This window comes from Enterobacter cloacae complex sp. R_G8 (assembly GCF_024599795.1).
GTDB classification, from domain to species: Bacteria; Pseudomonadota; Gammaproteobacteria; order Enterobacterales; family Enterobacteriaceae; genus Enterobacter; species Enterobacter dissolvens.
Genome location: NZ_CP102246.1, coordinates 2169918 through 2196914, shown reverse-complemented (window position 1 = coordinate 2196914; position 26997 = coordinate 2169918). Strand labels below are relative to the sequence as shown.

Here is a 26997-nt window from a genome sequence, read left to right as displayed (position 1 = left end):
TGTTGTGGAAATTTCTTTTGGACGCGCGCTGTGGCGCAATTTTTTAGGCCAGTCTCCTGACTGGTACAAACTGATACTTCTGGTTTTCCTGATTGTTAACCCTATTATTTTTAGTGTCTCTCCGTTCGTCGCCGGCTGGCTGCTGGTGGCGGAGTTTATCTTCACCCTGGCCATGGCGCTGAAATGCTATCCCCTGCTACCAGGCGGTTTGCTGGCTTTTGAAGCCGTGGTTATCGGCATGACGAGCGCAGAGCATGTCAAAGCAGAGCTGGCTTCCAATCTTGAAGTGCTGCTGCTGCTGATCTTCATGGTGGCCGGTATCTACTTTATGAAACAGCTGCTGCTGTTTATCTTCACCCGCCTGTTGCTCAGCATTCCGTCTAAAACGGTGCTGTCGCTGGCGTTCTGCCTTGCTGCCGCATTTCTTTCGGCCTTCCTGGATGCGCTGACCGTCGTGGCGGTGGTCATCAGTGTCGCGGTCGGGTTTTATGGCATTTATCACCGCGTGGCCTCGTCCCGTCCGGGCGAAGACTTGCAGGACGACAGTCACGTCGAAGCGCATAACCGTGAGGTGCTGGAACAGTTCCGCGCGTTTCTGCGCAGCCTGATGATGCATGCGGGCGTCGGTACCGCATTAGGTGGCGTGATGACCATGGTAGGTGAGCCGCAAAACCTGATCATCGCCAAAGCCGCTGAGTGGCATTTCGGCGAGTTTTTCCTGCGCATGGCCCCGGTCAGCGTGCCCGTGTTCGTCTGCGGGCTAGCAACCTGCATTCTGGTCGAGAAATTCAACGTCTTCGGCTACGGTGCGCAGTTGCCTGAGCCGGTTCGCCAGGAGCTGCATAAATTTGACGAGCAGAACCGTACGCAGCGCACGCGTCAGGAGACGCTACGTCTGATTGCGCAGGGCATCATCGGTATCTGGCTTATCGCCGCGCTGGCATTGCATCTTGCTGAAGTCGGATTGATTGGTCTCTCAGTCATTATTCTTGCGACGACCTTTAGCGGGGTAACGGACGAGCATGCGATCGGTAAAGCCTTTACCGAAGCCCTGCCGTTTACCGCATTGCTGGCGGTCTTCTTTGCGGTGGTGGCGGTGATTATCGACCAACACCTGTTCGCCCCGATTATTACTTTTGTACTCCAGGCGGCGCCCGACGCCCAGCTGACGCTCTTCTATCTGTTCAACGGCCTGCTGTCGTCCATCTCCGACAACGTCTTTGTCGGCACGGTCTACATCAACGAAGCCAAAGCCGCGATGGAAGAAGGCATTATCAACGCCGGCCAGTTCGAGCTGCTGGCGGTGGCCATTAATACCGGCACCAACCTGCCGTCAGTGGCGACGCCAAACGGACAGGCCGCTTTCCTGTTCCTGCTGACCTCTGCCCTCGCGCCACTCATACGTCTTTCTTATGGAAGAATGGTGTGGATGGCGCTGCCCTATACGCTGGTGCTTACGCTTGTGGGATTGCTTTGCGTCAAAATTACCCTCATTCCCTGTACGCAATGGCTGATACAAGCGGGTATACTTGCGGCGCATTAAAATTCGTTTACACTGCGCTTTCTAAGCATGTTCCAGGGAAATGATTATGTTGAGATTTTTAAACCAGTGCTCCCGCGGTCGCGGAGCGTGGTTGTTAATGGCCCTGACCGCCTTTGCGCTGGAAATGGTCGCGCTGTGGTTCCAGCATGTGATGGGGCTAAAACCCTGCGTACTCTGTATCTATGAGCGCTGTGCGCTGTTCGGCATCATGGGCGCCGGTCTGTTGGGTGCGATTGCACCTAAAACACCGCTCCGGTATGCCGCTATCGCTGTCTGGCTGTACAGCGCCTGGAAAGGGATTGAGCTTTCCTGGCAGCACACTATGATGCAGCTACATCCATCACCGTTTATGACCTGTGATTTCGCCGCCCGCTTCCCGAGCTGGTTGCCGCTGGACAAATGGCTGCCGCAGGTGTTTGTCGCATCCGGTGACTGCTCTGTGCGTCAGTGGGAATTCCTGACGCTGGAGATGCCGCAGTGGCTGGTGGGTATTTTTGTTGCCTACTTCGTTGTGGCACTGCTGGTGCTGATTGCTCAGCCGTTTAAGCCGAAGAAACGCGATCTGTTCGGAAGATAAAAGCAAAACGGCAACGAGAGTTGCCGTTTTTAGTTTTTGCGCCCTCTCCCGTTGGAGAGAGTTGGGGTGAGGGCATCAGGCCGCACAACAATAAAAACCCGCCTCGGCGGGTTTTTCTCTATCATCGGGTCGGGTGATTCATAATCTGGTCTTCCCAATCCCGCACCTCAGACTCTTTCACCGCGATGTGGCGTACCGAGATACGCTCGCCGTGCATGGCCGCTTTAGAGCCGGTCAGCAAGGGGTGCCATGTCGGCAGATCTTTCCCTTCCGCCAGCAGGCGATACGCGCAGGTATGCGGCAGCCATTCAAACGTCGGCAGGTTCTCACGGGTTAACTTAATGCAGTCCGGCTCAAACTCGAAGCGGCGCTCGTAGTTGCGGCACTGGCAGGTTTTAATGTTTAACTGCTTACAGGCAACGTTGGTGAAATAGATTTCGTCAGTGTCTTCATCCATCAGCTTATGCAGGCAGCACTGCCCGCAGCCGTCACATAACGACTCCCACTCCACGTCTGTCATTTCGTCGAGAGTTTTGCGTTGCCAGAAAGGGATGTCGTTCATCAGGATGTCCACACGTCAAAAGAAAGCGCACCTTATAACGAGTCTGGCACGTTGATGCAAGTTTTGCCGCCCTGAAGGCGGCAAAATGCGTTTACAGCACGCGGGTTTTCAGCGAGAGGCCGTTAAAACTCACCTCCAGCTCATCACCACCGTTGAGGGGACCGACACCTTCTGGCGTACCGGTCAGGATCACATCACCCGGTTTCAGGGTAAAGAAGCGGCTCATATAGGCAATCAGCGGCACGATCTTGTGGATCATGTCTGCCGTGGTGCCCTGCTGGCGGATCTCACCGTTCACTTTCAGGCTGAGAGGCGTGTTCTGTGGATCGCCAGTAAACTCACCGACCGGAATAAAGCCCGAGATCGGGCAGGCATTATCAAAGCCTTTGGCTTTTTCCCACGGCTGACCTGCTTTCTTCAGCTTGCCCTGTACCTCACGCAGCGTCAGATCCAGCGCCACGCCGTAACCGGCGATGGCTTTTTGCACATGCTCTTCGGAGGCCTGGCGCAGCGTCGCGCCAATCAGCACCGCCAGCTCCACTTCATGATGCACCGAACCCAGCCCCTGCGGCAGCGCCAGCGGCTGGCGGATATCGCAAAGCGCGGTTTCTGGCTTAATGAACAACACGGGCTCTTCTGGCGTCGCGCTGCCCATCTCCTGAATATGTTTCGCATAGTTGCTGCCCACGCAAACCACTTTGCTGACGGGATAATCCAGTAATGCACCCTGCCAGTTATGATGTTGATACATGATCGACCCCTAAACGGTTGGTGTGTTGTGTCCTTAAGCAACCGGGACTATTTTTTTCCGTTCACCTCAAGATGCTGTTTTAATAAATTCTCGGGTGGTGGCGGTAGCTGTAAATAATAGCCTTGCTCCGTTAATGCCGTTTTTACTTTTTCCAGATCGGCGTTAACCAGTTTTTTACGACCATCGAGCGGCAGTAGCATCGCCAGCTGAGGTCGGCCAAAGCTCTTCATTAATTCTTCAGGCACGCGGGAAAAATCGTCTTTCTTTTCGACATAAAGATAGGTCTGGTCGCGGCTTGTACTTCTGTAGATCACACAAAACATGTTTTTACTCTGAATTCATGGGTGGTTGCTTGCCTCAATATACTCCTGACTATAACATGCCTGATACTCTTCGGAATATCGCAGCGAGTGGTTGCGGTTAATAGCAAATTGAGTAAGGCCAGGATGTCAAACACGCCCATCGAGCTTAAAGGCAGTAGCTTCACCTTATCAGTGGTACATTTGCATGATGCAAAACCCGAGGTTATTCGTCAGGCGTTAGAAGACAAAATCGCTCAGGCTCCCGCCTTTCTGAAGCACGCCCCTGTTGTTATCAATGTCAGCGGTCTGGAATCGCCGGTTAACTGGAAACATCTCCAGCAGGCCGTCTCCTCTACCGGTTTGCGCATTGTGGGCATCAGCGGCTGCAAAGATACTGAGCTGAAAGCGGAAATCGACCGTGCAGGGCTGCCTCTTCTGAACGAGGGCAAGGAAAAAGCCCCACGTGCAGCCCCCGTTGCCGTCGAGACGCCCCCCCCTGCGGTACAAAACGTTACCTCCGTCACAAAAACGCGAATGATTGATGTGCCGGTTCGTTCCGGTCAGCGCATTTATGCACCAAACTGTGATCTAATTGTTACAAGCCACGTCAGCGCTGGCGCAGAGCTGATTGCAGATGGCAATATTCACGTATACGGTATGATGCGTGGGCGTGCACTTGCCGGAGCGAGTGGCGATCGGGACGCACAAATATTTTGTACTCACCTGACAGCGGAACTGGTGTCCATCGCAGGTGAATATTGGCTGAGCGACAAGATCCCAGCCGAATTTTATGGCAAAGCGGCTCGTCTGCGACTGGCAGACGACGCGTTGACCGTTCAACCGTTGAATTGATCCCTTTTTAACAAGGAATTTCTATGGCACGCATTATTGTTGTTACTTCGGGTAAAGGAGGCGTTGGCAAGACCACCTCCAGCGCGGCCATCGCTACTGGTTTGGCCCAGAAGGGAAAGAAAACCGTCGTTATCGATTTCGATATCGGTCTGCGTAACCTCGACCTGATCATGGGTTGTGAACGTCGCGTCGTGTATGACTTCGTAAACGTGATTCAGGGCGATGCCACCCTTAACCAGGCGCTGATTAAAGATAAGCGCACCGAGAACCTTTACATCCTTCCGGCCTCGCAGACGCGTGACAAAGACGCCCTGACCCGTGAAGGTGTAGAAAAGGTGCTCGATGAGCTGAAAAAAATGGAGTTCGACTTCATCGTCTGCGACTCCCCTGCCGGTATCGAAACCGGTGCCCTGATGGCGCTCTACTTCGCTGATGAAGCGATCATCACCACCAACCCTGAAGTGTCATCCGTCCGTGACTCTGACCGAATTCTCGGGATCCTCGCCTCCAAATCCCGTCGTGCGGAAAATGGCGAAGATCCGATTAAAGAGCACCTGCTGCTGACCCGCTATAACCCGGGCCGCGTGAACAAAGGTGACATGCTGAGCATGGAAGACGTGCTGGAGATCCTGCGCATCAAACTGGTGGGCGTGATCCCGGAAGACCAGTCCGTGCTGCGCGCCTCTAACCAGGGCGAGCCAGTGATTCTGGATACGATGGCAGATGCCGGTAAAGCCTACGCGGATACCGTTGACCGTCTGCTGGGAGAAGAACGTCCTTTCCGCTTCATTGAAGAAGAGAAGAAAGGTTTCCTCAAACGCCTGTTCGGAGGATAAGTTATGGCATTACTGGACTTTTTTCTCTCGCGGAAAAAGAACACCGCCAACATCGCAAAAGAACGTCTGCAAATCATCGTTGCGGAGCGTCGTCGTAGCGACGCCGAGCCTCACTACCTGCCGCAGCTGCGTAAGGACATCCTGGAAGTGATCTGTAAGTATGTGCAGATTGACCCGGAGATGGTCACCGTGCAGCTGGAGCAAAAAGACGGGGATATTTCGATTCTGGAGCTGAACGTGACGCTCCCGGAAGCGGAAGAGTCGCGTCCGTAGTTTTTTGATTTTGTAGCCCCGGTAAGCGCAGCGCCACCGGGGAAATATGCCGGGTATATTCCCGGCATATTTATTATCGTGGATACCCTTCCAGCAGCGTATTCAGGCGATCGGCCATCAATTCCCCGCGCCAGCCCGCCATCATTTCCGGTAGGCCATTCTGTGGTTTCAGCTTCCAGTGCCAGTTCAGCAACTGGTTAATTTGACGCCGCGATGCCAGCAGTTCGGCACTCAGTTTGCTCTCTGTCGCCACAGCCTGCACCAGCGCTTTGATATCCTTAAACGCCTTGCGATAGCCTGGCATATCCATCAGATTCAGCAGCGGCTCTGGCAGTTCGTCCTCCGGTATCTGCTGCGCTTTGGCCACCAGCGCGAGCAGCGTTTTTCCGTGAAAACGAATTTCGCTGCCTGACAGCCCAATGCTGTCCAGCTCGCCCATGCTGCCTGGCATATAGCGTGCGACCGCCCAGAGGTGTTCCTCGCGTACCACAAAGTTAACGGCCAAATCGCGTTCGCGCGCTTTACGCAGGCGCCAGTCGGCTAACAGTTGCAGGCAGGCCAGCTGACGCGTACGCAGCTGCCACGCATTGCTGATATCGCGCCAGGCCTCTTTCGGGTCAGCGATTTCCTGGCGACGCTGCTGCGTCATCCGGCACTCATCCAGTGCCGCGGGCAGCCAGCCGGAGGCTTCTGCCTCTTTCATGAGCTGTCCGGCGATAGGCAGGAGGTAAAATACGTCTGCCGCAGCGTAGTCCAGCTGACGCTCTGTGAGCGGGCGCGCCAGCCAGTCGGTACGGGATTCACTTTTATCCAGTGTCAGGCCGGTGTACTCCTCAACCATGGCGGCAAAGCCCCATGAAAGCGGACGATTGCTGAACGCGGCGAGGATCTGCGTATCAATCAGCGGCTGCGGCATGATGCCAAACGTATTCAGAAAGACTTCCAGATCTTCACTGCCTGCGTGCAGGTATTTGGTGACCGCAGTATCAAGCAGCAGGTCACGCATCGGCGTCCAGTCGGTAATGCCGAGCGGGTCAATCAGCGACACGTGTTTGCCGTCGTACATCTGAATCAAACCCAACTGCGGATAATACGTCCGGGTACGGACAAACTCGGTATCCAGGGCGATGGCAGGAAAATCGCGCGTCACTTCGCACAGCGAAGCCAGCTCGTCGTTGGTCGTGATCATCTGGTAATTCAAAACGGTTTCTCTTTTGTTTGCGCCCATAAAAAACGCCGGCTAAACCGGCGTCTGGGCGATTAGCGTGAAGCTCAGGCCTTATTGTCCACTTTGGCACGGGCTTCGTCACGTAATTCTCGTCGTAATATCTTCCCGACGTTTGATTTCGGCAGCTCATCGCGGAACTCCACCAGCTTCGGCACTTTATAGCCGGTGAGCTGACGGCGGCAGAACGTGATGAGCTCCTCCTCGGTAAGAGAGGCGTTTTTCTTCACCACAAAAATCTTCACTGCCTCGCCGCTGCTGCCGGAAGGTACGCCAACCGCGGCAACTTCAAGCACGCCGCTATGCTGCATCACCACATCTTCGATCTCATTCGGATAGACGTTAAATCCGGAGACAAGGATCATGTCTTTCTTACGATCGACAATGCGCAGGAAGCCCTCTTCATCCATCACGGCGATATCACCGGTGTGCAGCCAGCCGTCTTTGATGATTTCGTCAGTGGCATCAGGACGCTGCCAGTAGCCCAGCATTACCTGCGGCCCTCTGACGCACAGCTCACCCGGCTCGCCCGGCGCGACTTCGTTGTCGTTATCATCCACCAGTTTGGCTTCCGTCGACGGTACCGGCAGGCCGATGCTGCCGCTGTGGTAGTCGATATCGTGCGGATTGACGCTGACCAGCGGGGCACATTCGGTCAGGCCATAGCCTTCAAGTAAATACTGGCCGGTAAGTTTCACCCAGCGCTCGGCCACCGCCTGCTGAACCGGCATTCCGCCGCCCGCAGAGAGGTGTAGCGTAGAGAAATCAAGCTGCTGGAACTCTTTGTTGTTGAGCAGCGCGTTAAACAGGGTGTTTACCCCGGTCATGGCGGTGAACGGGTATTTCGCCAGCTCTTTAACCAGCCCCGGAATGTCGCGTGGGTTGGTGATCAACACGTTCTGACCGCCCAGCTCAATAAACAGCAGGCAGTTCATAGTCAGCGCAAAAATGTGATAAAGCGGAAGCGCGGTGATGACCACCTCCTTGCCCGGATGCAGCAGCGGCCCGTAGGTCGCATTCACCTGCTCAAGGTTTGCCAGCATATTGCGGTGAGTCAGCATGGCGCCTTTGGCCACCCCGGTAGTCCCCCCGGTGTACTGCAGGAACGCAAGATCCTCTGAAACCACTTCCGGTTTGACGTATTGCATACGATACCCGGCATGCAGCGCGCGGCGGAAGGAGATGGCATCTGGCAGATGGTATTTCGGTACCAGACGTTTAATGTATTTGACGACAAAGTTAACCAGCGTGCCCTTGGCGGTGGAGAGCTGATCCCCCATGCGCGTCAGGATGACGTGTTTCACCTGGGTTTTGTCGACCACTTTCTCCAGCGTGTGGGCAAAGTTCGAGACGATCACAATCGCGACCGCGCCGCTGTCGTTCAGCTGATGTTCCAGTTCACGTGGTGTGTAGAGCGGGTTGACGTTGACGACAATCATCCCGGCCCGCAGGATACCAAACAATGCGACCGGGTATTGCAGCAGGTTCGGCATCATCAGCGCGACGCGATCCCCTTTTTGCAGCCCCAGCCCTTCCTGCAAATAGGCCGCGAACGCCCGACTCCGCTCCTCAAGCTTACGGAACGTCATCACCTCACCCATATTGATAAACGCGGGCTGATCGGCGTAACGCCTTACCGAGTGTTCAAATAATTCAACCAGGGATTGATAACGGTCAGGATTGATCTCCGCAGGCACATCTGCGGGATAACGGTTAAGCCAAACCTTGTTCAATGCATCACCTCTGAATTGAGTGTTCGTCGTCATCACAACCCCGATAATAAACAGTTTGTTAACATTATATTAACTCAGCGTACCAGTTTATTAATTGCCCAGATTTAAGGTTGCGAAGCGCGTCACTCTTTTTTTTCGTTTTAGCCGTAAAAAAACAGAGACAGCGGCTGAGCCGCTGTCTCTTTTCTAACAATAACAGTAAGTTACTCAGTAACGATCGTCTGTACCTGCGCCGGGCCCGGGTTATACCAGCCCCAGCCAGGGTAGCCGTAACGATACGGATGTGGGCCCCACATCCACGGATCGACAGGCTGAGGCGGCATGATCACCTGCTGTGTCAGGCGCCAGCGTTTGTACCCGTTGACCTGCATGGTCATGAATTTGTACGGTGTCGTGCCGATTTTGCCCTGTGTCGTGCCGGTAATCGGCCCGACGACGGTCACCAGCTGTCCACGGAAATCAACCGGGTCGAGGAAGCCGCTAACATCGGCAAAAATGCGCCCGCGCGAGGTTTCGCCGAGGATCGGCCGAGCGCCGCTATCCAGCGGCACGGTGGCGATCTCCAGCCGGGTTTTCCCCTGCTGGTTTTGCACCTCAATCACCTTCCCGCCAAAGCGCGCTTCCTGACCGACGTAAAGCTCAGGGGCATTCATCACGCGAACCAGATCCTGCTGTGGCGTAGGGCTGCTGCCCTTAATCGCATCAGGAACGGAAACGCATCCGCTCAGTGCTATGGCCACAGCGCCTGCCATAATGAGGCGTACTACTTTAGTCTGAACCGCCATGATGCGACTCCTTTTTCTCAGTTCCTGTTACTGAGATTCACTCGCGGCCTGGAAGTTTCTTCCACGCGACGGTGTTTCGCAAATAAACCGGCTCGGCATGTTCAACGGCCACGGTTTTTCCTGCTGCGAGCAACTGGCAGGCGAGAGGAAGCATATCCTCTGCGACAGGCAGAAGCATGTTGCCGTCCACCAGTGTCACGCCGGTACCGTTTGCCATGTCAGGCCATGCCGCCCAACCGGTCCCTACCGTCGCCCACTCACCGGAGAGGTTCTGCAACCGTTCGGTTACCGCTTCCGGCTTGAGCACCGCTTCCGTCTCTTCGCCGTGCCACACGCCCTGCTCGTCGCGGGTGTATTCAGCCCAGTAGACTTCGCCCATGCGGGCATCAATCGCTGCCAGCACACGGGTGGCGCCTGTCATACGCCACGCGCCCTGCGCCATCGTCGCCAGGGTGGAAACACCGATCATCGGCAGGTCAGCACCCAGTGCCAGCCCCTGCGCAATACCAATCCCAATGCGTACACCCGTAAAGCTGCCGGGGCCACGGCCAAAGGCCAGCGCATCGAGGTCGGTTAAGGTGGTGTTGCCCTGGGTCAAAATCGCTTTCACCAGGGGCAGAATACGTTGGGTGTGTTCTCGTGGACACTCTTCGAAATGAGCAGAAATAGCACCGTCGTTCCACAGAGCAACGGAACACGCCTCTGTAGCGGTATCAATAGCCAGAATTCGCATCAGTCGTCGCGCTCTCGCAATGGTCAGTCACAAAATGGCGCGCATCTTAGCACACTCCCGGGCAAATTACTCCGCCGTTGGGTTGGCCAGGAAGCGAACCGCGCGTTTAATGTCCCGCGTACGCGGCGCGGGCGGCAGGCTGGCGAGGAAGGTCGCACCGTAAGGACGCATCACCAGCCGGTTATCACAGATGACCAGCACGCCGCGATCGTCCACGTCGCGGATCAGACGCCCTACCCCCTGCTTAAGGGTGATCACCGCGTCCGGCAGTTGTACCTCATCGAAAGGATCCCCCCCGCGCAGACGGCAGTCTTCCATCCGCGCTTTGAGCAGCGGATCGTCCGGCGAGGTAAAGGGCAGTTTATCGATAATCACCAGTGACAGGGTATCGCCCCGCACGTCCACCCCTTCCCAGAAGCTGCTGGTTGCCACCAGAAGCGCATTCCCGGCGCTGACAAACTGCTGTAACAGTTGCCCTTTGCTGGTTTCGCCCTGTAGCAGCACCGGCAAGGTCATGGTGGCGCGGAACTGTTCAGCCAGATCGCGCATCATGGCGTGGGAGGTACAGAGCATAAAGCAGCGGCCATTGTTGGCCTCAATCATCGGTTTCAGCATGGCTGCCAGCAGTCGCGCGGCGCCGGGCTGATTCGGCAGCGGCAGATTACGCGGCACGCAGAGCAGCGCCTGTTTTTGATAGTCAAATGGGCTCGGCAGCAGCAGTGACTCCGCCTGTTCAATCCCGAGACGCTCGGTGAAGTGGTGCAGGTCGTCATTGACCGACAGGGTCGCGGACGTAAATATCCAGCTCCCCGGTTTTTGCGCCATCACCTCTTTGAATTTGTCTGCCACCGTCAGCGGCGTAAGCGCCAGGGTGAAATGACGTGAGGTGCATTCGTACCAGTAGCTGTACCCCGGCTGGTTGATCTCTTTCAGCCGTTTCAGCCGCCCGCGATAGAGCGTGGCGCGCTCGAAGGCAGCGTCCAGCAGCGCAGAACGGCCAAGCGACAGTTTCGCCACGTCGTAACAGAGTTCCAGCGCATCATCCAATAGCAGCAGTGCGCGCTGGATATTGTTGTCCGCCAGCAGCTCGCGCAAATTGCCGCGGTAGCCAGGCTCGCCGAGCTGCAGGCGGAAATCCTGCGCGCTTTGCGCCAGGCGATCGGCACATTTTTGCAGCTGCTGGGTATCTTTTAATTCGGTGCGATAAGCAATGGTGAAATCTTTCGCCAGGTCCAGCAGCTGGCGGCTGGAGAGCGACTGGCCGAAATACTGGCTGGCGATATCCGGAAGCTGATGGGCCTCGTCGAAGATCATCACTTCTGCTTCAGGGATCAGTTCACCAAAACCGCTGTCTTTCACCACCATATCCGCGAGAAACAGATGATGGTTCACCACCACCACATCCGCATCCATCGCGGTTTTACGCGCTTTCACCACAAAACAGTCTTTATACAGCGGGCAGTCGCTGCCAAGGCAGTTGTCATTGGTGCTGGTTACCAGCGGCCAGGCGGGAGAGTCTTCCGCCACACTCGCGCAGGTGCTGATATCGCCCTCCTCCGTCTGGTTGGCCCAGGCGCGAAGAATGATGACATCACTCAGGGTCTGCACCGGCAGGTCGCCGCCGGCCAGTGCCTGTTGTTCAAGACGCTCAAGGCAGAGATAGTTGGAGCGCCCTTTCAGCAACGCCAGCCGCCCTTTGTATTTCAGCGCTTTTGCCACTGTCGGCAAATCTCGGCTGTAGAGCTGATCCTGCAACGCCTTCGAGCCGGTAGAGATTATCACCTTCTTTTTGGCACGCAGCGCCGGTGCAAGGTAAGCGTAGGTTTTTCCCGTGCCGGTGCCAGCTTCCACCACCAGCGGCTGTGCCTTATCGATGGCGCGAGCGACAGCATGCGCCATCTGACGCTGCGGTTCACGCGGTTTAAAACCGGGAATAGCCTGTGCTAACTGCCCTTCAGGGGAAAAATCGTCTGCCACGGTGTTCTCTCACTGTATTTTTGCACAGGGATTATGTCAGCCCATCCTCTCCTGTGCCACCCCAAATAGTGACGACGGCGAAACAATATGGCAGTCTTGCCGCCTGATGATGAAAATAACGAGGAAACGTTTATGACAATTGTGCGCATTGATGCCGAAGCCCGCTGGTCTGATGTCGTCATTCATAACCAGACGCTCTATTACACTGGCGTGCCGTCCAATCTGGATGCGGATGCCTTTGAACAAACGGCTGACACCCTGGCGCAGATCGATGCGGTGCTGGAAAAGCAAGGCAGTGACAAATCGCGCATTCTGGACGCCACCATTTTCCTGGCAAATAAAGACGATTTTGCGGCCATGAACAAAGCCTGGGATGCATGGGTTGTAGCGGGGCACGCGCCTGTACGTTGCACCGTACAGGCCACGCTGATGAAGCCGGAATACAAGGTAGAGATTAAGATTATCGCGGCAGTGTAAGCCGGTTACTCTTCATCCTCATCCTCGAAACGCGCCACGATCCGCTCGCCGGTATGGGTGGCGCGAAGTTCTTCCGCCACATGTGAAATGGCCTGCCCGCTGCTCATCCCCTGGGACATCAGCTCCTGGATGCGCTCAACCGCTTTCTGCTGCTGCTCGTGGCTCAGAGAAGGTAAACCTGCAAACATCGTCAACTCCTGCTAAATTATTCGCGCTAATTATTTCACGCTGCCCGGTAGTATGCCACACATGAACATGCGCTTCCCCACTGTTATTACCCTGCCATGGCGTACTGACGCCGCTGAATTCTGGTTTGCTCGTCTGAGCCATCTTCCCTGGGCGATGCTGCTGCATTCCGGCCATGCGGACCACCCTTATAGCCGCTTTGACATTCTGGTTGCCGATCCGCTGCATACGGTAACGTCTGACAACCTGCCTTCAACGGACGATCCGCTGATGCGGCTGCAGGAGGCGATCGACGAACTGGGTTTGTCTGCCACGCCGAACCCGGATCTTCCCTTCCAGGGCGGTGCGCTGGGCGTGTTTGGCTACGATCTTGGTCGCCGCTTTGAAACGCTGCCTTCCGTTGCGAAAGCGGATATTCCGCTGCCGGATATGGCGGTGGGACTTTATGACTGGGCGCTGATTGTCGATCACCATAAACAGGTGGTCTCCCTGCTCAGCCATTCGGATGTGAATGCGCGTCTGGCCTGGCTGAACGCGCAGCAGCCCGCAGCCGCGCCGGATTTCCGTCTGACCTCTGCGTGGCGTTCAAACATGACCCCGCAGACCTATGCGGAAAAATTCGCACGCGTGCAGGCGTATCTGCAAAGCGGCGATTGTTATCAGGTGAACCTTGCCCAGCGCTTCCAGGCGACGTATCAGGGCGATGAATGGCAGGCCTTTACCCGCCTTAATGCCAGTAACCGGGCACCGTTCAGTGCGTTTATCCGTCTCGATCAGGGCGCGATCCTGAGTCTTTCGCCTGAGCGGTTTATTCATCTGGCGGAAGGCAAGATCCAGACGCGCCCGATTAAAGGGACCTTGCCGCGCCTGAGCGATCCGGCAGCCGATCGCCAGCAGGCGGAAAAGCTCGCCGCGTCACCGAAGGACCGCGCCGAAAATTTAATGATTGTCGACCTGATGCGCAACGACATTGGCCGGGTGGCGGTACCGGGCAGCGTTCGCGTGCCGGAACTGTTCGTCGTCGAACCTTTCCCGGCGGTGCACCATCTGGTCAGCACCATTACCGCACAGCTACCGGCTTCGCGTACCCCCTGCGATCTTCTGCGCGCCGCGTTTCCGGGGGGATCCATCACTGGCGCACCAAAAGTGCGGGCAATGGAAATTATTGATGAGCTGGAGCCGCACCGTCGCAACGCCTGGTGCGGCAGCATTGGCTACGTGAGCGTCTGCGGGACGCTGGATACCAGCATCACTATTCGCACCCTGACGGCCTGCGACGGCCAGCTCTACTGCTCCGCAGGCGGCGGGATTGTGGCCGATAGCCAGGTGGATGCGGAATATCAGGAAACCTTTGATAAAGTTAACCGTATCCTGAAACAACTGGAGAACTGACGGGTGGAGAGAGAGAACCTGACGCTGGATGATTTTCTGTCGCGCTTTCAGCTGTTGCGGCCACAGGTGAGCCGTGAAGCGCTCAATCAACGTCAGGCGGCGGTGCTGATCCCCGTGGTGCGTCGTGAACAGCCGGGTTTGCTGCTGACCCAGCGTTCCCCCCATTTACGCAAACACGCCGGTCAGGTCGCTTTCCCCGGCGGCGCGGTAGACAGCAGCGATGCCTCGCTGATTGCCGCCGCGTTGCGTGAAGCGCAGGAAGAGGTGGCCATCCCGCCCGAGGCCGTCGAGATCGTTGGCGTCCTCCCGCCAGTCGACAGCGTGACCGGTTTCCAGGTGACACCGGTGGTGGGCATTATCCCGCCCGGTTTGCAGTATCACGCCAGCGTTGATGAGGTGTCCGCGGTGTTTGAAATGCCGCTGGAAGAAGCCCTTCGCCTGAGCCGTTATCACCCGCTGGATATTCAGCGCCGTGGACATCACCATCGGGTCTGGTTGTCCTGGTATCAGCATTATTTTGTCTGGGGCATGACGGCGGGCATCATTCGTGAACTGGCGCTGCAAATCGGCCTGAAGCCTTGACTATACTTTACATTCCGCCTTTTTTTCAGGTTTGCGATCGGCGTCGCGCTATTAGCAAAACCCATCGTCAACCATTAGTTTAATTCATGTGAATAGTTAAGCCGAGGTCGATGTTCCCTCTTACACTATGCGCAGTTATAACATCGTTACTGGAACCCCGGTAACCCTGTCAGGAGTGTGAAAGTGATTAGTATATTCGACATGTTCAAAGTGGGAATTGGCCCTTCGTCTTCCCATACTGTTGGGCCGATGAAGGCCGGTAAACAGTTCGTCGATGATCTGGTCGAAAAAGGATTACTGGAAAGCGTTACCCGTGTCGCCGTGGATGTCTACGGCTCTCTGTCATTGACGGGTAAAGGCCACCACACCGATATCGCCATTATTATGGGTCTGGCAGGCAATATGCCGGACACAGTAGATATTGATGCCATCCCGGCATTTATCCGTGACGTGGAAACGCGCGGTCGCCTGCTGCTGGCTAATGGCCAGCACGAAGTGGATTTCCCGCAGGATGACGGGATGCGTTTTCGTAGCGACAACCTGCCGCTGCATGAAAACGGCATGACCATCCACGCCTGGAGCGGCGAGAAAGAGATTTACAGCAAAACCTACTACTCCATCGGCGGTGGCTTCATCGTGGATGAAGAGCATTTCGGCAAAGAGAGCACCGGCGACGTCAACGTGCCGTATCCGTTCAAATCTGCCACCGAGATGCTGGGATATTGCAAAGAGACCGGCCTGTCGCTGTCCGGCATGGTGATGCAGAACGAACTGGCACTGCACAGCAAAAAAGAGATTGAAGACTATTTTGCGAACGTATGGCAGACCATGCGCGCCTGTATCGATCGCGGGATGAACACCGAAGGCGTGCTGCCGGGTCCGCTGCGCGTACCGCGTCGTGCCTCTGCGCTGCGCCGTATGCTGGTGACCACCGATAAATTCTCCAACGACCCGATGAACGTGGTCGACTGGGTGAACATGTTCGCCCTGGCGGTGAACGAAGAAAACGCCGCCGGTGGCCGCGTAGTGACGGCGCCCACCAACGGTGCGTGCGGGATTGTTCCGGCGGTGCTGGCTTATTACGATCACTTTATTGAACCTGTTACGCCAGATATTTATATCCGTTACTTCCTGGCGGCAGGTGCCATTGGTGCGCTGTATAAAATGAACGCCTCTATCTCTGGTGCAGAAGTGGGATGCCAGGGGGAAGTGGGTGTAGCCTGCTCGATGGCAGCGGCAGGTCTGGCAGAGCTGTTGGGTGCAAGCCCTGAGCAGGTCTGCGTGGCAGCGGAAATCGGCATGGAACATAACCTGGGCCTGACCTGTGACCCGGTTGCCGGGCAGGTGCAGGTACCGTGCATTGAGCGTAACGCCATTGCGTCGGTGAAAGCGATTAACGCCTCCCGTATGGCAATGCGCCGTACCAGCGAGCCTCGCGTGTCGCTGGATAAGGTTATTGAGACCATGTACGAAACCGGTAAAGACATGAACGCGAAGTACCGTGAGACTTCCCGTGGTGGTCTGGCCATTAAGGTGCAGTGCGACTAATACCTTCATTCGCCCATCTGCAACGGATGGGCGAAATTTCCTTCTGATTCTCGTCTCCTTTCACTTTCCCCACTACACTTTCACTGTTGCGTCTGGCTTTTGGGGCTGGAGGCTTATCAGGCGACCGTTCATGCAAACCGCACAAACGATCATTAAAAACTATCGCCGAAAACGCGTGATCGTCTGTGTGACGGTTGCGCTCCTTACGCTCATCCTGACGTTAGGCATTCGATTTATTTCACAGCGTAATGTAAATCAACAACGCATTGTCGACTTCGCCAGCCATACCGTTCGCTCGCTTGATAACGTTCTGCTTTCTTTGGATAACCGTCGGCCGGAGTTGTTGGGTCTGGTCGGCCAGCCTTGTCCAGAGGCACATCTGACTCTGCGAAAGCAGGCTGCCATTTTACAGACCGTCCGCTCGATCGCCCTGATTAAAGAGGGCATCCTTTACTGCTCCAGTATTTTCGGCAGTCGTGCCGTTCCTGTGCGTGAACTTCAGCCCGCTCTGCCGGCAAGTATGTCAAAGCTCATTTTATCGACCGACCAGTTGCTGCTTAAAGGCAGCCCAATTCTTATTCAGTGGCACCCCACGTCTCAGAGCGGTGAAGATGGTGTTATGGAGATCATTAACATCGATCTGATCACCAGAATGATCCTTGAGCCCCAACGTCCCCTCATCACCGATGTGGCGCTGACCGTCGGGGATCACTCTCTTCGCTATGGTCAACGTGTTACCGACGCGCTGAAGTTTAATGAGACTGACGCGCTGATACAGGAAATGTCGTCGCGCTATCCGTTCTCCATTACGGTCAGCGGCCCGGGTCCAGGAGAACTGGCACTAAAAAGCCTGCCAGCACAACTGCCGCTGGGGTTAATGCTAAGCCTGCTGCTGGGTTATCTGGCCTGGCTGGCCACAGCAAACCGGATGAGCTTCACGTGGGAGATCGATATGGGGATTGCGGGGCGGGAATTTGAGCTTTTCTGCCAGCCGCTGGTCAATGCCCGTACCCAGGAGTGCATCGGCGTGGAAATTCTTCTGCGCTGGAATAACCCGCGTCAGGGTTGGATCTCCCCGGAAGTTTTTATTCCCCTGGCAGAAGAGCATAACCTGATTGTTCCCCTGACCCGCTACGTGATTGCCGAAACGGTACGCCAGATAGGCTACTTCCCGTCCGGCCCGGGCTTTCACATCGGCATTAATGTGGCTGCCAGCCACTTCCGTCACGCCGCGCTGTTACAGGATCTGAACCGCTACTGGTTCAGCGCCAACCCGAGCCAGCGGCTGGTCATTGAACTCACGGAGCGCGACGCCCTGGTCGATGCGGATTATCGCATCGTGCGCGAGTTGCACCGCAAAGGGGTCAAACTTGCCATCGACGATTTTGGCACCGGGAACAGTTCGTTCTCCTGGCTTGAAAAGCTCCATCCTGACGTACTGAAAATCGACCAGTCATTCACCACCGCCATCGGAACCGATGCCGTGAACTCAACGGTGACGGATATCATTATTGCGCTGGGTCAGCGGCTGAATATTGAGCTGGTTGCGGAAGGGGTCGAAACGGAGGAGCAGGCCAGGTACTTACGCCGGCACGGTGTCCATACTCTGCAGGGGTATTTCTATGCGCGGCCCATGCCGCTGCGGGATTTTCCACAATGGCTGGCGGAGAGCACTCCCCCGCCAGCACATCATAACGGGCACGTCGTGCCCTTAATGCCGTTGCGTTAAGAAGACTTACTCGTCTTCGTCGTGCACGGATTGCTCTTTAACAATACGCACCATATCAACGCGGTAGTCGTTGGCTTCAACAATGGTGATGTGCAACGGTGGCAGTTCGATCACATCGCCCACGCGCGGGATCTGCCCGTTCACGGCGATGACCAGACCGGCAACAGTGGCAATGTCTTCTTCATCGTTGACCACGTTTTCCAGCCCCAGCGTATGCGAAAGCGCGTGCAGGTCAGTGGTACCTTTCACCAGCCAGCCTTCACCATCAGCCACGATTTCCGGTGTTTCGTCCTCATCCGGGAATTCACCGGCAATGGCTTCCAGCACGTCCAGCGGCGTGACCAGCCCCTGCACCACACCAAATTCGTTGGTGACAATCACGAAGCTACCGCGGGCACGACGCAATACGCCAAGCAGGTTGATCGGGTCCAGCGTTTCCGGTACCACGATAGCCGGCGATGCGGCGGCGATGGCTTCAACGTCAACGCCCTCTTCCAGCGCCACCAGCATCTCTTTGGCGCGCACGACACCGATGATCTCATCCAGCTCACCGCGACACACAGGGAACAGGCTGTGCGGCGAAGAGAGCAGCTGCTGACGAATTTCATCAACGCTCAATCGGGAATCCACCCAGCTTATCTCGCCGCGCGGGGTCATGATGCCACGCAGTGAACGGGAGGCCAGGGAAAGAACGCCGTTAATCATATAACGCTCTTCTTCCACAAACGCCCCTTCCGGCACCGGAACCGGGTTACGGTTCTCGGTGTCACTCTGCACATTCACCTGACGGCGACCGCCCATCAGACGCAGGATGGCATCCGCCGTACGGGCACGCAGCGGTTGATTAGACTGCTGCTTGATGAAGTTACGGCGTGCAATCTGATTGAAGAGTTCGATCAGGATCGAGAAACCAATCGCGGCGTACAGGTAGCCTTTCGGAATATGGAAACCGAAGCCTTCCGCAACCAGGCTCAGACCAATCATCAGCAGGAAACTCAGACACAGCACCACGACCGTCGGATGTTGGTTCACAAAGCGGGTCAGCGGTTTAGACGCCAGCAGCATAACCGCCATGGCGATAACCACAGCCGCCATCATCACCGGGAGATGGTTCACCATACCCACCGCCGTGATCACCGCATCGAGCGAGAAGACGGCATCCAGCACCACGATCTGCAGCACCACTACCCAGAAGCTGGCATACCCCTTTCCGTGACCATCATCGTGCTGCCGGTTCTCCAGCCGCTCGTGCAGCTCTGTCGTGGCTTTAAACAGCAGGAATATCCCCCCGAGCAGCATGATCAAATCGCGGCCGGAGAAGGTGAAATCCATGACGGTAAACAGCGGTTTCGTCAGGGTGACCATCCACGAAATGACGGACAGCAGCGCCAGTCGCATGACCAGGGCCAACGAGAGGCCGATCAGACGCGCTTTATCACGCTGTTTTGGCGGCAGTTTATCTGCAAGGATGGCGATAAACACCAGATTATCAATGCCGAGTACGATCTCCAGCACCACCAGCGTGAGTAATCCCACCCAGATTGACGGGTCCATTAAGAATTCCATGACAAGCTCCTGCTAAAGGAATGACAAAACGGTGCCCCACTCAACGTGGGCAAAACAGAGGCAAACAGAGTCGATACGTGACGAGGATCGCCGGTGAAAAAGGCGCGAAGTGGCCTGGTAGATGACTGACGTCGGTGACGGTCCATATAGTGGGCTGTAGCCCTATACTCCTGATCATTTAAACGGAGGCTAAACATATCAGAGACAATAGGTTTTTAGCAAAGATTTACGTTCCTTTGCAAAAACGCGAAAAGGCGAAATATGTGTTGAGTAATTTCTGATTTTCGAAACCTAAATTACGGATCTTCATCACATAAATTATTTTTTCACTATCTAAAATAATTCGCGGAAGTCTTAGCTTTTTAACTCTAACCCTTATCTGAATCGATTCGGTTCGCCAATACGATTCTCAGTACGTCTGTCTGGCAGACGTATTAATGATAATAAAAGGAGGTAGCAAGTGACCATTGCTATTGTCATAGGCACACATGGTTGGGCTGCAGAGCAGCTACTCAAAACAGCAGAGATGCTGTTGGGCGGGCAGGAAAACGTCGGCTGGATCGATTTCGTTCCCGGTGAAAACGCCGAGACGCTGATTGAGAAATACACGGCTCAACTGTCGAAGCTGGATACCAGCAAAGGCGTGCTGTTTCTCGTTGATACATGGGGAGGCAGTCCGTTCAACGCTGCCAGCCGCATTGTCGTCGATAAAGAGCACTATGAAGTTGTCGCAGGGGTCAATATCCCGATGCTGGTGGAAACCTTCATGGCACGCGACGACAATCCGGGTTTTGATGAGCTGGTCGCCCTGGCTGTCGAAACCGGCCGCGAAGGCGTGAAAGCACTGAAGGCGCAGCCGGTTGAGAAACCCGCGCCGGTAGCTGCCGCAGCGCCAAAAGCCGCAACACCCGCAAAACCCATGGGCCCGAACGATTACATGGTTATCGGCCTTGCGCGTATCGATGACCGTTTGATCCATGGTCAGGTGGCCACGCGCTGGACAAAAGAGACCAACGTTCGACGCATTATCGTGGTCAGCGACGAAGTAGCCGCCGACACAGTGCGTAAAACTCTCCTCACCCAGGTTGCTCCTCCGGGCGTTACCGCGCACGTGGTGGATGTCGCCAAGATGATCCGCGTTTACAACAACCCGAAATATGCCGGTGAACGCGTCATGCTTCTGTTCACTAACCCGACAGACGTCGAGCGCATTGTTGAAGGCGGCGTGAAAATCACCTCCGTTAACATTGGTGGTATGGCTTTCCGTCAGGGCAAAACGCAGGTCAACAACGCGATTTCAGTCGATGCGAAGGATATCGAGGCATTCAACAAGCTGAATGCTCGCGGTATTGAACTGGAAGCCCGTAAGGTTTCCACGGACCCGAAACTGAAAATGATGGATTTGATCGGCAAAGTTGGGAAATAAGCCCGCGCCGGTTTTTCACATAAAGCTTATGCAATAGGAGAAGTACAATGGAGATTACCACTCTTCAGATTGTGCTGGTGTTCATCGTCGCGTGTATTGCGGGTATGGAATCCGTACTTGATGAATTTCAGTTCCACCGTCCTCTGGTGGCCTGTACGCTGATTGGTGCCGTTCTCGGTGATATGAAAACCGGTATCATCATCGGTGGTACCCTGGAAATGATCGCCCTCGGCTGGATGAACATCGGTGCGGCAGTTGCGCCCGATGCCGCGCTGGCGTCCATTATTTCGACCGTGCTGGTTATTGCCGGTCATCAAAGCATTGGTGCCGGTATCGCACTGGCTATTCCGCTGGCCGCAGCAGGCCAGGTACTGACCATTATCGTTCGTACTATCACCGTGGCTTTCCAGCATGCGGCGGATAAGGCGGCCGAAAACGGCAATCTTACGGCGCTCTCCTGGATCCACGTCTCGTCCCTGTTCCTGCAGGCGATGCGTATCGCTATTCCGGCCGTTATCGTCGCTATCTCCGTGGGGACCAGCGAAGTTCAGGGCATGCTCAACGCGATCCCTGAAGTGGTTACCAGCGGTCTGAACATCGCCGGTGGTATGATCGTGGTGGTCGGTTATGCGATGGTCATCAACATGATGCGCGCAGGCTACCTGATGCCATTCTTCTACCTGGGCTTCGTGACCGCCGCCTTCACCAACTTCAACCTGGTTGCTCTCGGTGTGATTGGTGCGGTGATGGCGATTCTCTACATCCAGCTCAGCCCGAAATATAACCGCGTTGCGGGTGCCCCAGCGCAGGCTGCTGGCAATAACGATCTCGATAACGAACTGGACTAACAGGTGAGCGAAATGGTTGATATGACTAAAACTACCCCTGAGAAGAAACTCACTCCGGGTGATATTCGTGGCGTGTTCATCCGTTCTAACCTGTTTCAGGGTTCATGGAACTTCGAACGTATGCAGGCCCTGGGCTTCTGCTTCTCCATGGTACCGGCGATCAAACGCCTCTATCCGGAGAACAACGAAGCACGTCGTCAGGCGATTAAGCGTCACCTGGAATTCTTTAACACCCATCCTTACGTAGCAGCTCCGGTTCTGGGCGTTACCCTGGCGATGGAAGAGCAGCGTGCAAACGGCGCAGAGATTGACGATGGTGCCATCAACGGTATCAAAGTCGGTCTGATGGGGCCGCTGGCAGGTGTAGGTGACCCGATCTTCTGGGGTACGGTTCGCCCGGTCTTTGCCGCGCTGGGGGCGGGTATCGCGATGAGCGGCAGCCTGCTCGGTCCACTGCTGTTTTTCATCCTGTTCAATGCGGTGCGCCTGCTGACCCGTTACTACGGCGTGGCGTACGGTTACCGTAAAGGGGTGGATATCGTTAAAGATATGGGCGGTGGCTTCCTGCAAAAACTGACTGAGGGGGCGTCAATCCTCGGCCTGTTTGTGATGGGGGCACTGGTTAACAAGTGGACGCACGTGAACATCCCACTGGTGGTTTCGACCATCACCGGACAGGATGGGCAAACCCGTGTCACTACCGTGCAGACCATCCTCGACCAGCTGATGCCAGGCCTGGTGCCGCTGCTGCTGACCTTCGCCTGTATGTGGCTGCTGCGTAAGAAAGTCAACCCACTGTGGATCATCGTTGGCTTCTTCGTCATCGGTATCGCGGGCTACGCTGTCGGCCTGCTGGGTCTGTAAGAACGTGCATTAACTGCCGGGGGCTTGCCCCCGGTTTTTTTATCTGGAGGATGAATGACTGTCACGGATATCGTACTGGTTTTGTTTATTGTTGCCCTTCTTGCTTACGCCATCTATGACGAGTTCATCATGCCCCGCCGCCACGGCGAGACGCTGCTCACCCTTCCCCTTTTGCGACGCGGGCGCGTTGATGCGTTTATCTTCGCGGGCCTCGTTGCCATTCTTATTTACAATAACGTGACCAGTCATGGTGCAATATTAACCACATGGTTATTATGTGCGCTGGCATTAATGGCGATCTACCTGTTCTGGATCCGCGTGCCCAAAATCATTTTTAAAAGCCGCGGATTTTTCTTTGCCAATGTATGGATAGAATATAACCGCATTAAAGAGATGAATTTATCCGAAGATGGCGTGCTGGTCATGCAATTAGAACAGCGCCGCCTGCTTATCCGGGTTAAAAATATTGATGACCTGGAAAAGATATACAAATTACTCCTTAAAACTCAATAAGTTAAAATTATAGCATTGGCTATATTTTGTGTTTCTTTTCGCGTACACAATATAGCCAGAGCTATATTCCGTTCTTTAATTTACCTCTATTTATTAACGATATATTCACGCTTAAATCTAAATGAAAATCGTTATCAACAACCCAATAAAATAATAGCCCACCGTTGTTGTTTTATATTCTCAAAATATGTTAAGGTTGCGCCCGTCGTTGGGGAGTAGCTAATTTCCTGTTCGCAGGAAATGTACGTGTCAACATACTCGTTGAAAAACGTGGCGCGTACGGATCGTTTTCCGCACAGTGTGGGCGAGACGGTCAGGCGAGACCATAGATACATCAACTGCTGTTTACTGGGGGCAGTGATGTGTCATATGGATATCCTCCCGGTCTGGACGCTTGTATGAATATCTCCGCCACACTTCTTCTCGCTTTCGGCATGTCCATGGATGCTTTCGCGGCTTCCATCGGTAAAGGCGCCACTCTGCACAAACCCAAATTTTCTGAAGCGCTGCGCACAGGTCTGATATTCGGTGCTATCGAAACGCTAACGCCGCTTATCGGCTGGGGCCTGGGTATGCTGGCCAGCCAGCTGGTGCTGGAGTGGAACCACTGGATAGCATTTGTCCTGCTGGTGTTCCTCGGCGGACGAATGGTGATTGAAGGGTTTCGTGGTAGCAGCGAGGAAGATGAAGAGCCTCTGCACCGCCACGGTTTCTGGCTGCTGGTCACCACCGCGATTGCCACCAGCCTTGATGCCATGGCCGTCGGTGTTGGCCTGGCCTTCCTGCAGGTGAATATTATTGCCACCGCGCTGGCCATCGGTTGCGCCACACTGATCATGTCCACCCTGGGAATGATGGTTGGCCGCTTTATCGGCCCGCTGCTGGGTAAGCGAGCCGAGATCCTGGGCGGGATCGTGTTAATCGGCATTGGTGCCCAAATTCTCTGGGCACACTTCGCCGCTTAGTCTTCGCGCTGCCAGCAGTGGATGCTGAAATCCGTCTGGCAGCGAAATGTTGAGTGCGCCGCCAACGTCTCCCACACAGCCGGTTTTGCCCGCCATGCAAACGGCGTCATTTGCAGCAACGCCACGGCCTCATTCCCTTTCAGGTCCATCTCATACGCGACGGTATGTTCCTGCCTGAGCACAAAACCAGCCAATTGTTCTGAATGGGGGGCATGCAGGCGAACATCGTCATAAATCAGCCCTTTCAGCTCCATCAGGTGACGTGGGCCAGGCGTGACGGTTATCACCCATCCACCGGGTTTCACCACCCGCGCCAGTTCCTCTGCCTTGCAGGGAGCATAAATACGCACGACGGCATCCATGCTGGCATCATCAAACGGCAGCCGGTGGCTCGACGCCACACAGAACATCACCGCCGCATAGCGTTTAGCCGCGGCGCGAATCGCCACTTTCGACACATCCAGCCCCATCGTTTGAGCGCCCTTCTCGCGCGCAATCTCCGCAAACCTTGCGGTGTAATACCCTTCCCCGCAGCCGATATCCAGCAAAGCCGACGCATTATCCGCGAGATTTTCACCGAGCAGCTGCGCGACGGTTTCCCGGAGTGGCTGATAGTGCCCGGCATCCAGAAATGCGCGGCGCGCCTGCATCATCTCAGCGCTGTCGCCCGGATCGCGGGAGCGTTTATGCTGCACCGGCAGAAGATTCACATACCCTTCTTTCGCCATATCAAACTGATGTCCCTGCGGACACGCATAACTTTTCTCAGAACGCGTCAGGCGCGCGTGACAAAGGGGGCAACTGAAGGGCATGACAACTCCGGGGCATAAACCAAAGGGCGAAGTGTACCGCTATTCGCCCCGTTATAAAACGTCAGGGTTATCGCATGACGATAAGGTGGCCGGAATCCGCCGGCAGGCCATCCGGTTTCACGTTCTCCAGGCGCAGCACATTCCCCATGATCTCACTGAAAACGGGCGCTGAAACGGCCCCCCCATAATAGGCTCCGTTCTGCGGATCGTTTATGACCACCACCAGTGCAAAACGCGGGTCGCTGGCAGGGGCAACGCCTGCGGTATAGGCGACATATTTATCGACGTACTTGCCACTGTCATCAATCTTCTTCGCTGTACCGGTTTTGACCGCCACACGGTAATCCCGTACCGCGGCTTTAACCCCTCCGCCGCCCGGAAGCGCCACGCTTTCCATCATGTGTTCCACTTCATGCGCGATCTCTTCTGGCATGACTCTGTGGCCTATCACCGGCGGGTCGATACGGGTGATTGAGAGCGGACGCTCCAGCCCATACCCTCCGATGGTGGCGTAGACGTGCGCCAGCTGAAGTGGTGTCACCATCAGGCCGTAGCCGAAAGCAAACGTTGCCCTGTCAAGTTGACTCCAGAATTTACGCTGCGGCAGTAGCCCTGAGCTTTCTCCCGTTAAACCAAGTCCGGTATTTGTGCCAAAGCCAAAATTCCGGTAGGTGTCGATAAGATGCTGGATGGGCATTGCCAGAGAGAGACGGGATACGCCGGTGTCGCTCGATTTTTGCAGGATCCCGGTCATCGTCAGTTCCGGGTAGTAACCCACATCGCGGATACGGTGACCGTCAAGGATATACGGATGGGTATCAATGACGCTGTCTGGCTGGACCAGGCCCTGCTGTAATGCCGTCATCAGGACCAGCGGTTTGACGGTAGAGCCGGGTTCGAAGGTATCGCTAATCGCACGATTACGGAAATCGTTTAACGTTGCACCTTCACGGTTGTTAGGGTTGAAATCGGGGTAGCTCGCCATGGCGAGTATTTCCCCGGTGGGGATATTGATCAGTACCGATGCACCCGACTCGGCTTTATTCCAGGCCACCGCATTATCAAGCGCATCCTCGGTAATGGTTTGTAGCCGCTCGTCAATGCTCAACTGGATATTATGTGCGGGTACCGGCGCCACTTCCGTCAGGTTTTCCACCACGTGCCCATAGCGGTCTTCCCTCACCTGCCTGACTCCGGCCTTACCCATAAGTTGCGCGTTGAAACTCTTCTCTACGCCTTCAATGCCCTGACCATCAATATTGGTGAAACCAATAAGGTTTGCGGCCACATGACCTGCCGGATAGAAACGGCGGGACTCATCACGCAAATTGATACCCGGCAAATTCAGTTTATCGATCCACTGCGCCTGAGCAGGATCGACTTGCCGGGCAAGATAGATGAATCGCCCCTGCGGATTACTGTTAATGCGCGATGCCAGCGTGCTGAGGGAGAGATGCAGCGCACTGGCCAGCGCCTGCCAGCGGTCATCAAACCCAACACCACCTTTCGCCAGCACTGTTTTGGGGTCTGCCCACACGGCTCTGACAGGCACACTCACCGCCAGTGGTCGGCCTTCACGATCCATGATCATCCCGCGCGGGGCATCAATCGCCACCTCACGCAGCGATCGCATATCTTCCTGCTTCACCAGATTGTCAGGTTTAATAATTTGCAGCCAGGCAACGCGCCCGAGCAAAAATGCAAGACTACAAAAAATAGCAAAACAGAGCAGCGCAAACCGCGCCGGGGTGAAACTCCCGGCACTCATTATTATTTTCTTCTTCACCTGAACCCCAGGACTGTTAAACAACGCCCTGATTTAACGGGAAAAGCCGCTGTGATGGGGGGAAAACAGTGCTAATAATGTCGTAGCTTTGCAACAAGTTACTAACAGGGGAAAGAGATAGTAATATTTTGAAAGATAAGGCATATAAAAAAGC

The 26997-nt window shown here is 55.4% G+C and carries 28 protein-coding genes; 15 read left to right on the top strand and 13 right to left on the bottom strand.

The annotated features are described in order from the left end of the window. Window positions 1-4 precede the first annotated feature (4 nt). Together nhaB and dsbB are read left to right on the top strand one after the other, a co-directional pair. Window positions 5-1543, top strand: coding sequence for a Na(+)/H(+) antiporter NhaB (gene nhaB / locus NQ842_RS10445; protein ID WP_014832351.1), 1539 nt, complete (start codon window positions 5-7; stop codon window positions 1541-1543). A 46-nt stretch (window positions 1544-1589) separates the two neighbouring features. After that, on the top strand, window positions 1590-2120 hold the full coding sequence (dsbB, locus tag NQ842_RS10440) for a disulfide bond formation protein DsbB (protein ID WP_014832352.1): 531 nt from the start codon (window positions 1590-1592) through the stop codon (window positions 2118-2120). Window positions 2121-2241: 121 nt separating this feature from the next. On the opposite strand, the gene NQ842_RS10435 is transcribed toward dsbB, so the two are convergent. The 3 genes from NQ842_RS10435 to NQ842_RS10425 form a co-directional block, all read right to left on the bottom strand. Beyond that, entirely contained in the window at window positions 2242-2682 is a 441-nt protein-coding gene (locus NQ842_RS10435) for a YcgN family cysteine cluster protein (protein WP_257256808.1), read from the bottom strand. A gap of 91 nt (window positions 2683-2773) precedes the next feature. After that, window positions 2774-3433 (bottom strand): fumarylacetoacetate hydrolase family protein, encoded by a 660-nt coding sequence (locus NQ842_RS10430; protein ID WP_014832354.1) that lies wholly within the window; start codon window positions 3431-3433, stop codon window positions 2774-2776. Window positions 3434-3480: 47 nt separating this feature from the next. Further along, window positions 3481-3756, bottom strand: a complete 276-nt coding sequence (locus NQ842_RS10425; protein ID WP_014832355.1) for a YcgL domain-containing protein — start codon at window positions 3754-3756, stop codon at window positions 3481-3483. A 123-nt stretch (window positions 3757-3879) separates the two neighbouring features. Here NQ842_RS10425 and minC point away from each other — a divergent pair, with 123 nt between their 5' ends. The 3 genes from minC to minE are packed head-to-tail and all read left to right on the top strand — an operon-like array spanning window position 3880 to window position 5696. Continuing rightward, on the top strand, window positions 3880-4587 hold the full coding sequence (gene minC / locus NQ842_RS10420) for a septum site-determining protein MinC (RefSeq protein WP_063411829.1): 708 nt from the start codon (window positions 3880-3882) through the stop codon (window positions 4585-4587). Between the two features lie 23 nt (window positions 4588-4610). Beyond that, window positions 4611-5423, top strand: coding sequence for a septum site-determining protein MinD (gene minD, locus NQ842_RS10415; protein ID WP_008500505.1), 813 nt, complete (start codon window positions 4611-4613; stop codon window positions 5421-5423). Window positions 5424-5426: 3 nt separating this feature from the next. After that, window positions 5427-5696: a cell division topological specificity factor MinE gene (gene minE, locus NQ842_RS10410; protein WP_008500504.1), complete on the top strand. Its 270-nt coding sequence runs from the start codon at window positions 5427-5429 to the stop codon at window positions 5694-5696. A 73-nt stretch (window positions 5697-5769) separates the two neighbouring features. Here the strand turns inward: minE and rnd are convergent, their stop codons facing one another. The 5 genes from rnd to NQ842_RS10385 form a co-directional block, all read right to left on the bottom strand. Continuing rightward, entirely contained in the window at window positions 5770-6897 is a 1128-nt protein-coding gene (gene rnd / locus NQ842_RS10405; RefSeq protein WP_014832357.1) for a ribonuclease D, read from the bottom strand. Window positions 6898-6968: 71 nt separating this feature from the next. Beyond that, window positions 6969-8654: a long-chain-fatty-acid--CoA ligase FadD gene (fadD, locus tag NQ842_RS10400; RefSeq protein ID WP_139795473.1), complete on the bottom strand. Its 1686-nt coding sequence runs from the start codon at window positions 8652-8654 to the stop codon at window positions 6969-6971. A gap of 203 nt (window positions 8655-8857) precedes the next feature. Then, on the bottom strand, window positions 8858-9439 hold the full coding sequence (locus NQ842_RS10395; protein WP_013096141.1) for a Slp family lipoprotein: 582 nt from the start codon (window positions 9437-9439) through the stop codon (window positions 8858-8860). Window positions 9440-9476: 37 nt separating this feature from the next. Continuing rightward, window positions 9477-10172, bottom strand: coding sequence for a tRNA (adenosine(37)-N6)-threonylcarbamoyltransferase complex dimerization subunit type 1 TsaB (gene tsaB, locus NQ842_RS10390; RefSeq protein WP_257256807.1), 696 nt, complete (start codon window positions 10170-10172; stop codon window positions 9477-9479). A gap of 66 nt (window positions 10173-10238) precedes the next feature. Next, window positions 10239-12149: an ATP-dependent DNA helicase gene (locus tag NQ842_RS10385; protein WP_014832361.1), complete on the bottom strand. Its 1911-nt coding sequence runs from the start codon at window positions 12147-12149 to the stop codon at window positions 10239-10241. A 132-nt stretch (window positions 12150-12281) separates the two neighbouring features. Here NQ842_RS10385 and NQ842_RS10380 point away from each other — a divergent pair, with 132 nt between their 5' ends. After that, a complete protein-coding gene (locus NQ842_RS10380; protein WP_013096138.1) occupies window positions 12282-12626 on the top strand; it encodes a RidA family protein in 345 nt (114 codons plus the stop codon). Window positions 12627-12631: 5 nt separating this feature from the next. On the opposite strand, the gene NQ842_RS10375 is transcribed toward NQ842_RS10380, so the two are convergent. Further along, entirely contained in the window at window positions 12632-12814 is a 183-nt protein-coding gene (locus tag NQ842_RS10375; RefSeq protein WP_257256806.1) for a YoaH family protein, read from the bottom strand. Window positions 12815-12875: 61 nt separating this feature from the next. Between NQ842_RS10375 and pabB the strand changes: the two genes are divergently transcribed. The 4 genes from pabB to NQ842_RS10355 all read left to right on the top strand — a co-directional run bounded on the left by pabB (window position 12876) and on the right by NQ842_RS10355 (window position 18063). Next, window positions 12876-14204 (top strand): aminodeoxychorismate synthase component 1, encoded by a 1329-nt coding sequence (gene pabB / locus NQ842_RS10370; protein ID WP_257256925.1) that lies wholly within the window; start codon window positions 12876-12878, stop codon window positions 14202-14204. A 3-nt stretch (window positions 14205-14207) separates the two neighbouring features. Then, window positions 14208-14786 carry a CoA pyrophosphatase gene (locus tag NQ842_RS10365; protein ID WP_046888052.1) on the top strand — a complete coding sequence of 193 codons (579 nt, stop codon included), beginning with the start codon at window positions 14208-14210 and terminating at the stop codon, window positions 14784-14786. A 183-nt stretch (window positions 14787-14969) separates the two neighbouring features. After that, window positions 14970-16334, top strand: a complete 1365-nt coding sequence (gene sdaA, locus NQ842_RS10360; RefSeq protein WP_014832364.1) for an L-serine ammonia-lyase — start codon at window positions 14970-14972, stop codon at window positions 16332-16334. Window positions 16335-16464: 130 nt separating this feature from the next. Then, window positions 16465-18063 (top strand): cyclic diguanylate phosphodiesterase, encoded by a 1599-nt coding sequence (locus tag NQ842_RS10355; RefSeq protein WP_083021483.1) that lies wholly within the window; start codon window positions 16465-16467, stop codon window positions 18061-18063. A 6-nt stretch (window positions 18064-18069) separates the two neighbouring features. Here the strand turns inward: NQ842_RS10355 and yoaE are convergent, their stop codons facing one another. Beyond that, the gene (gene yoaE, locus NQ842_RS10350; RefSeq protein ID WP_014832366.1) at window positions 18070-19629 is read right to left on the bottom strand and encodes a CNNM family cation transport protein YoaE; all 1560 of its coding nucleotides are present in this window, start codon (window positions 19627-19629) and stop codon (window positions 18070-18072) included. After that, window positions 19617-19775: a hypothetical protein gene (locus NQ842_RS23395; protein ID WP_373692672.1), complete on the bottom strand. Its 159-nt coding sequence runs from the start codon at window positions 19773-19775 to the stop codon at window positions 19617-19619. The genes yoaE and NQ842_RS23395 overlap by 13 nt, the downstream gene beginning before the upstream one ends. A 314-nt stretch (window positions 19776-20089) precedes the next feature. Here NQ842_RS23395 and manX point away from each other — a divergent pair, with 314 nt between their 5' ends. The 5 genes from manX to mntP all read left to right on the top strand — a co-directional run bounded on the left by manX (window position 20090) and on the right by mntP (window position 24245). Continuing rightward, window positions 20090-21055, top strand: a complete 966-nt coding sequence (gene manX, locus NQ842_RS10345; protein WP_257256805.1) for a PTS mannose transporter subunit IIAB — start codon at window positions 20090-20092, stop codon at window positions 21053-21055. Window positions 21056-21102: 47 nt separating this feature from the next. Next, window positions 21103-21903 carry a PTS mannose transporter subunit IIC gene (manY, locus tag NQ842_RS10340; protein ID WP_003859914.1) on the top strand — a complete coding sequence of 267 codons (801 nt, stop codon included), beginning with the start codon at window positions 21103-21105 and terminating at the stop codon, window positions 21901-21903. Between the two features lie 12 nt (window positions 21904-21915). Continuing rightward, window positions 21916-22767: a PTS mannose transporter subunit IID gene (locus NQ842_RS10335; RefSeq protein WP_006175979.1), complete on the top strand. Its 852-nt coding sequence runs from the start codon at window positions 21916-21918 to the stop codon at window positions 22765-22767. Window positions 22768-22821: 54 nt separating this feature from the next. Next, window positions 22822-23280, top strand: coding sequence for a DUF986 family protein (locus NQ842_RS10330; RefSeq protein ID WP_014832369.1), 459 nt, complete (start codon window positions 22822-22824; stop codon window positions 23278-23280). Between the two features lie 398 nt (window positions 23281-23678). Beyond that, window positions 23679-24245, top strand: a complete 567-nt coding sequence (mntP, locus tag NQ842_RS10325; protein ID WP_047360894.1) for a manganese efflux pump MntP — start codon at window positions 23679-23681, stop codon at window positions 24243-24245. Here the strand turns inward: mntP and rlmA are convergent. Both rlmA and ftsI read right to left on the bottom strand, forming a co-directional pair. Continuing rightward, window positions 24242-25057, bottom strand: coding sequence for a 23S rRNA (guanine(745)-N(1))-methyltransferase (gene rlmA / locus NQ842_RS10320; protein ID WP_014832371.1), 816 nt, complete (start codon window positions 25055-25057; stop codon window positions 24242-24244). The genes mntP and rlmA overlap by 4 nt on opposite strands. A 67-nt stretch (window positions 25058-25124) precedes the next feature. Next, on the bottom strand, window positions 25125-26825 hold the full coding sequence (ftsI, locus tag NQ842_RS10315) for a peptidoglycan glycosyltransferase FtsI (RefSeq protein WP_047360896.1): 1701 nt from the start codon (window positions 26823-26825) through the stop codon (window positions 25125-25127). Window positions 26826-26997 lie beyond the last annotated feature (172 nt).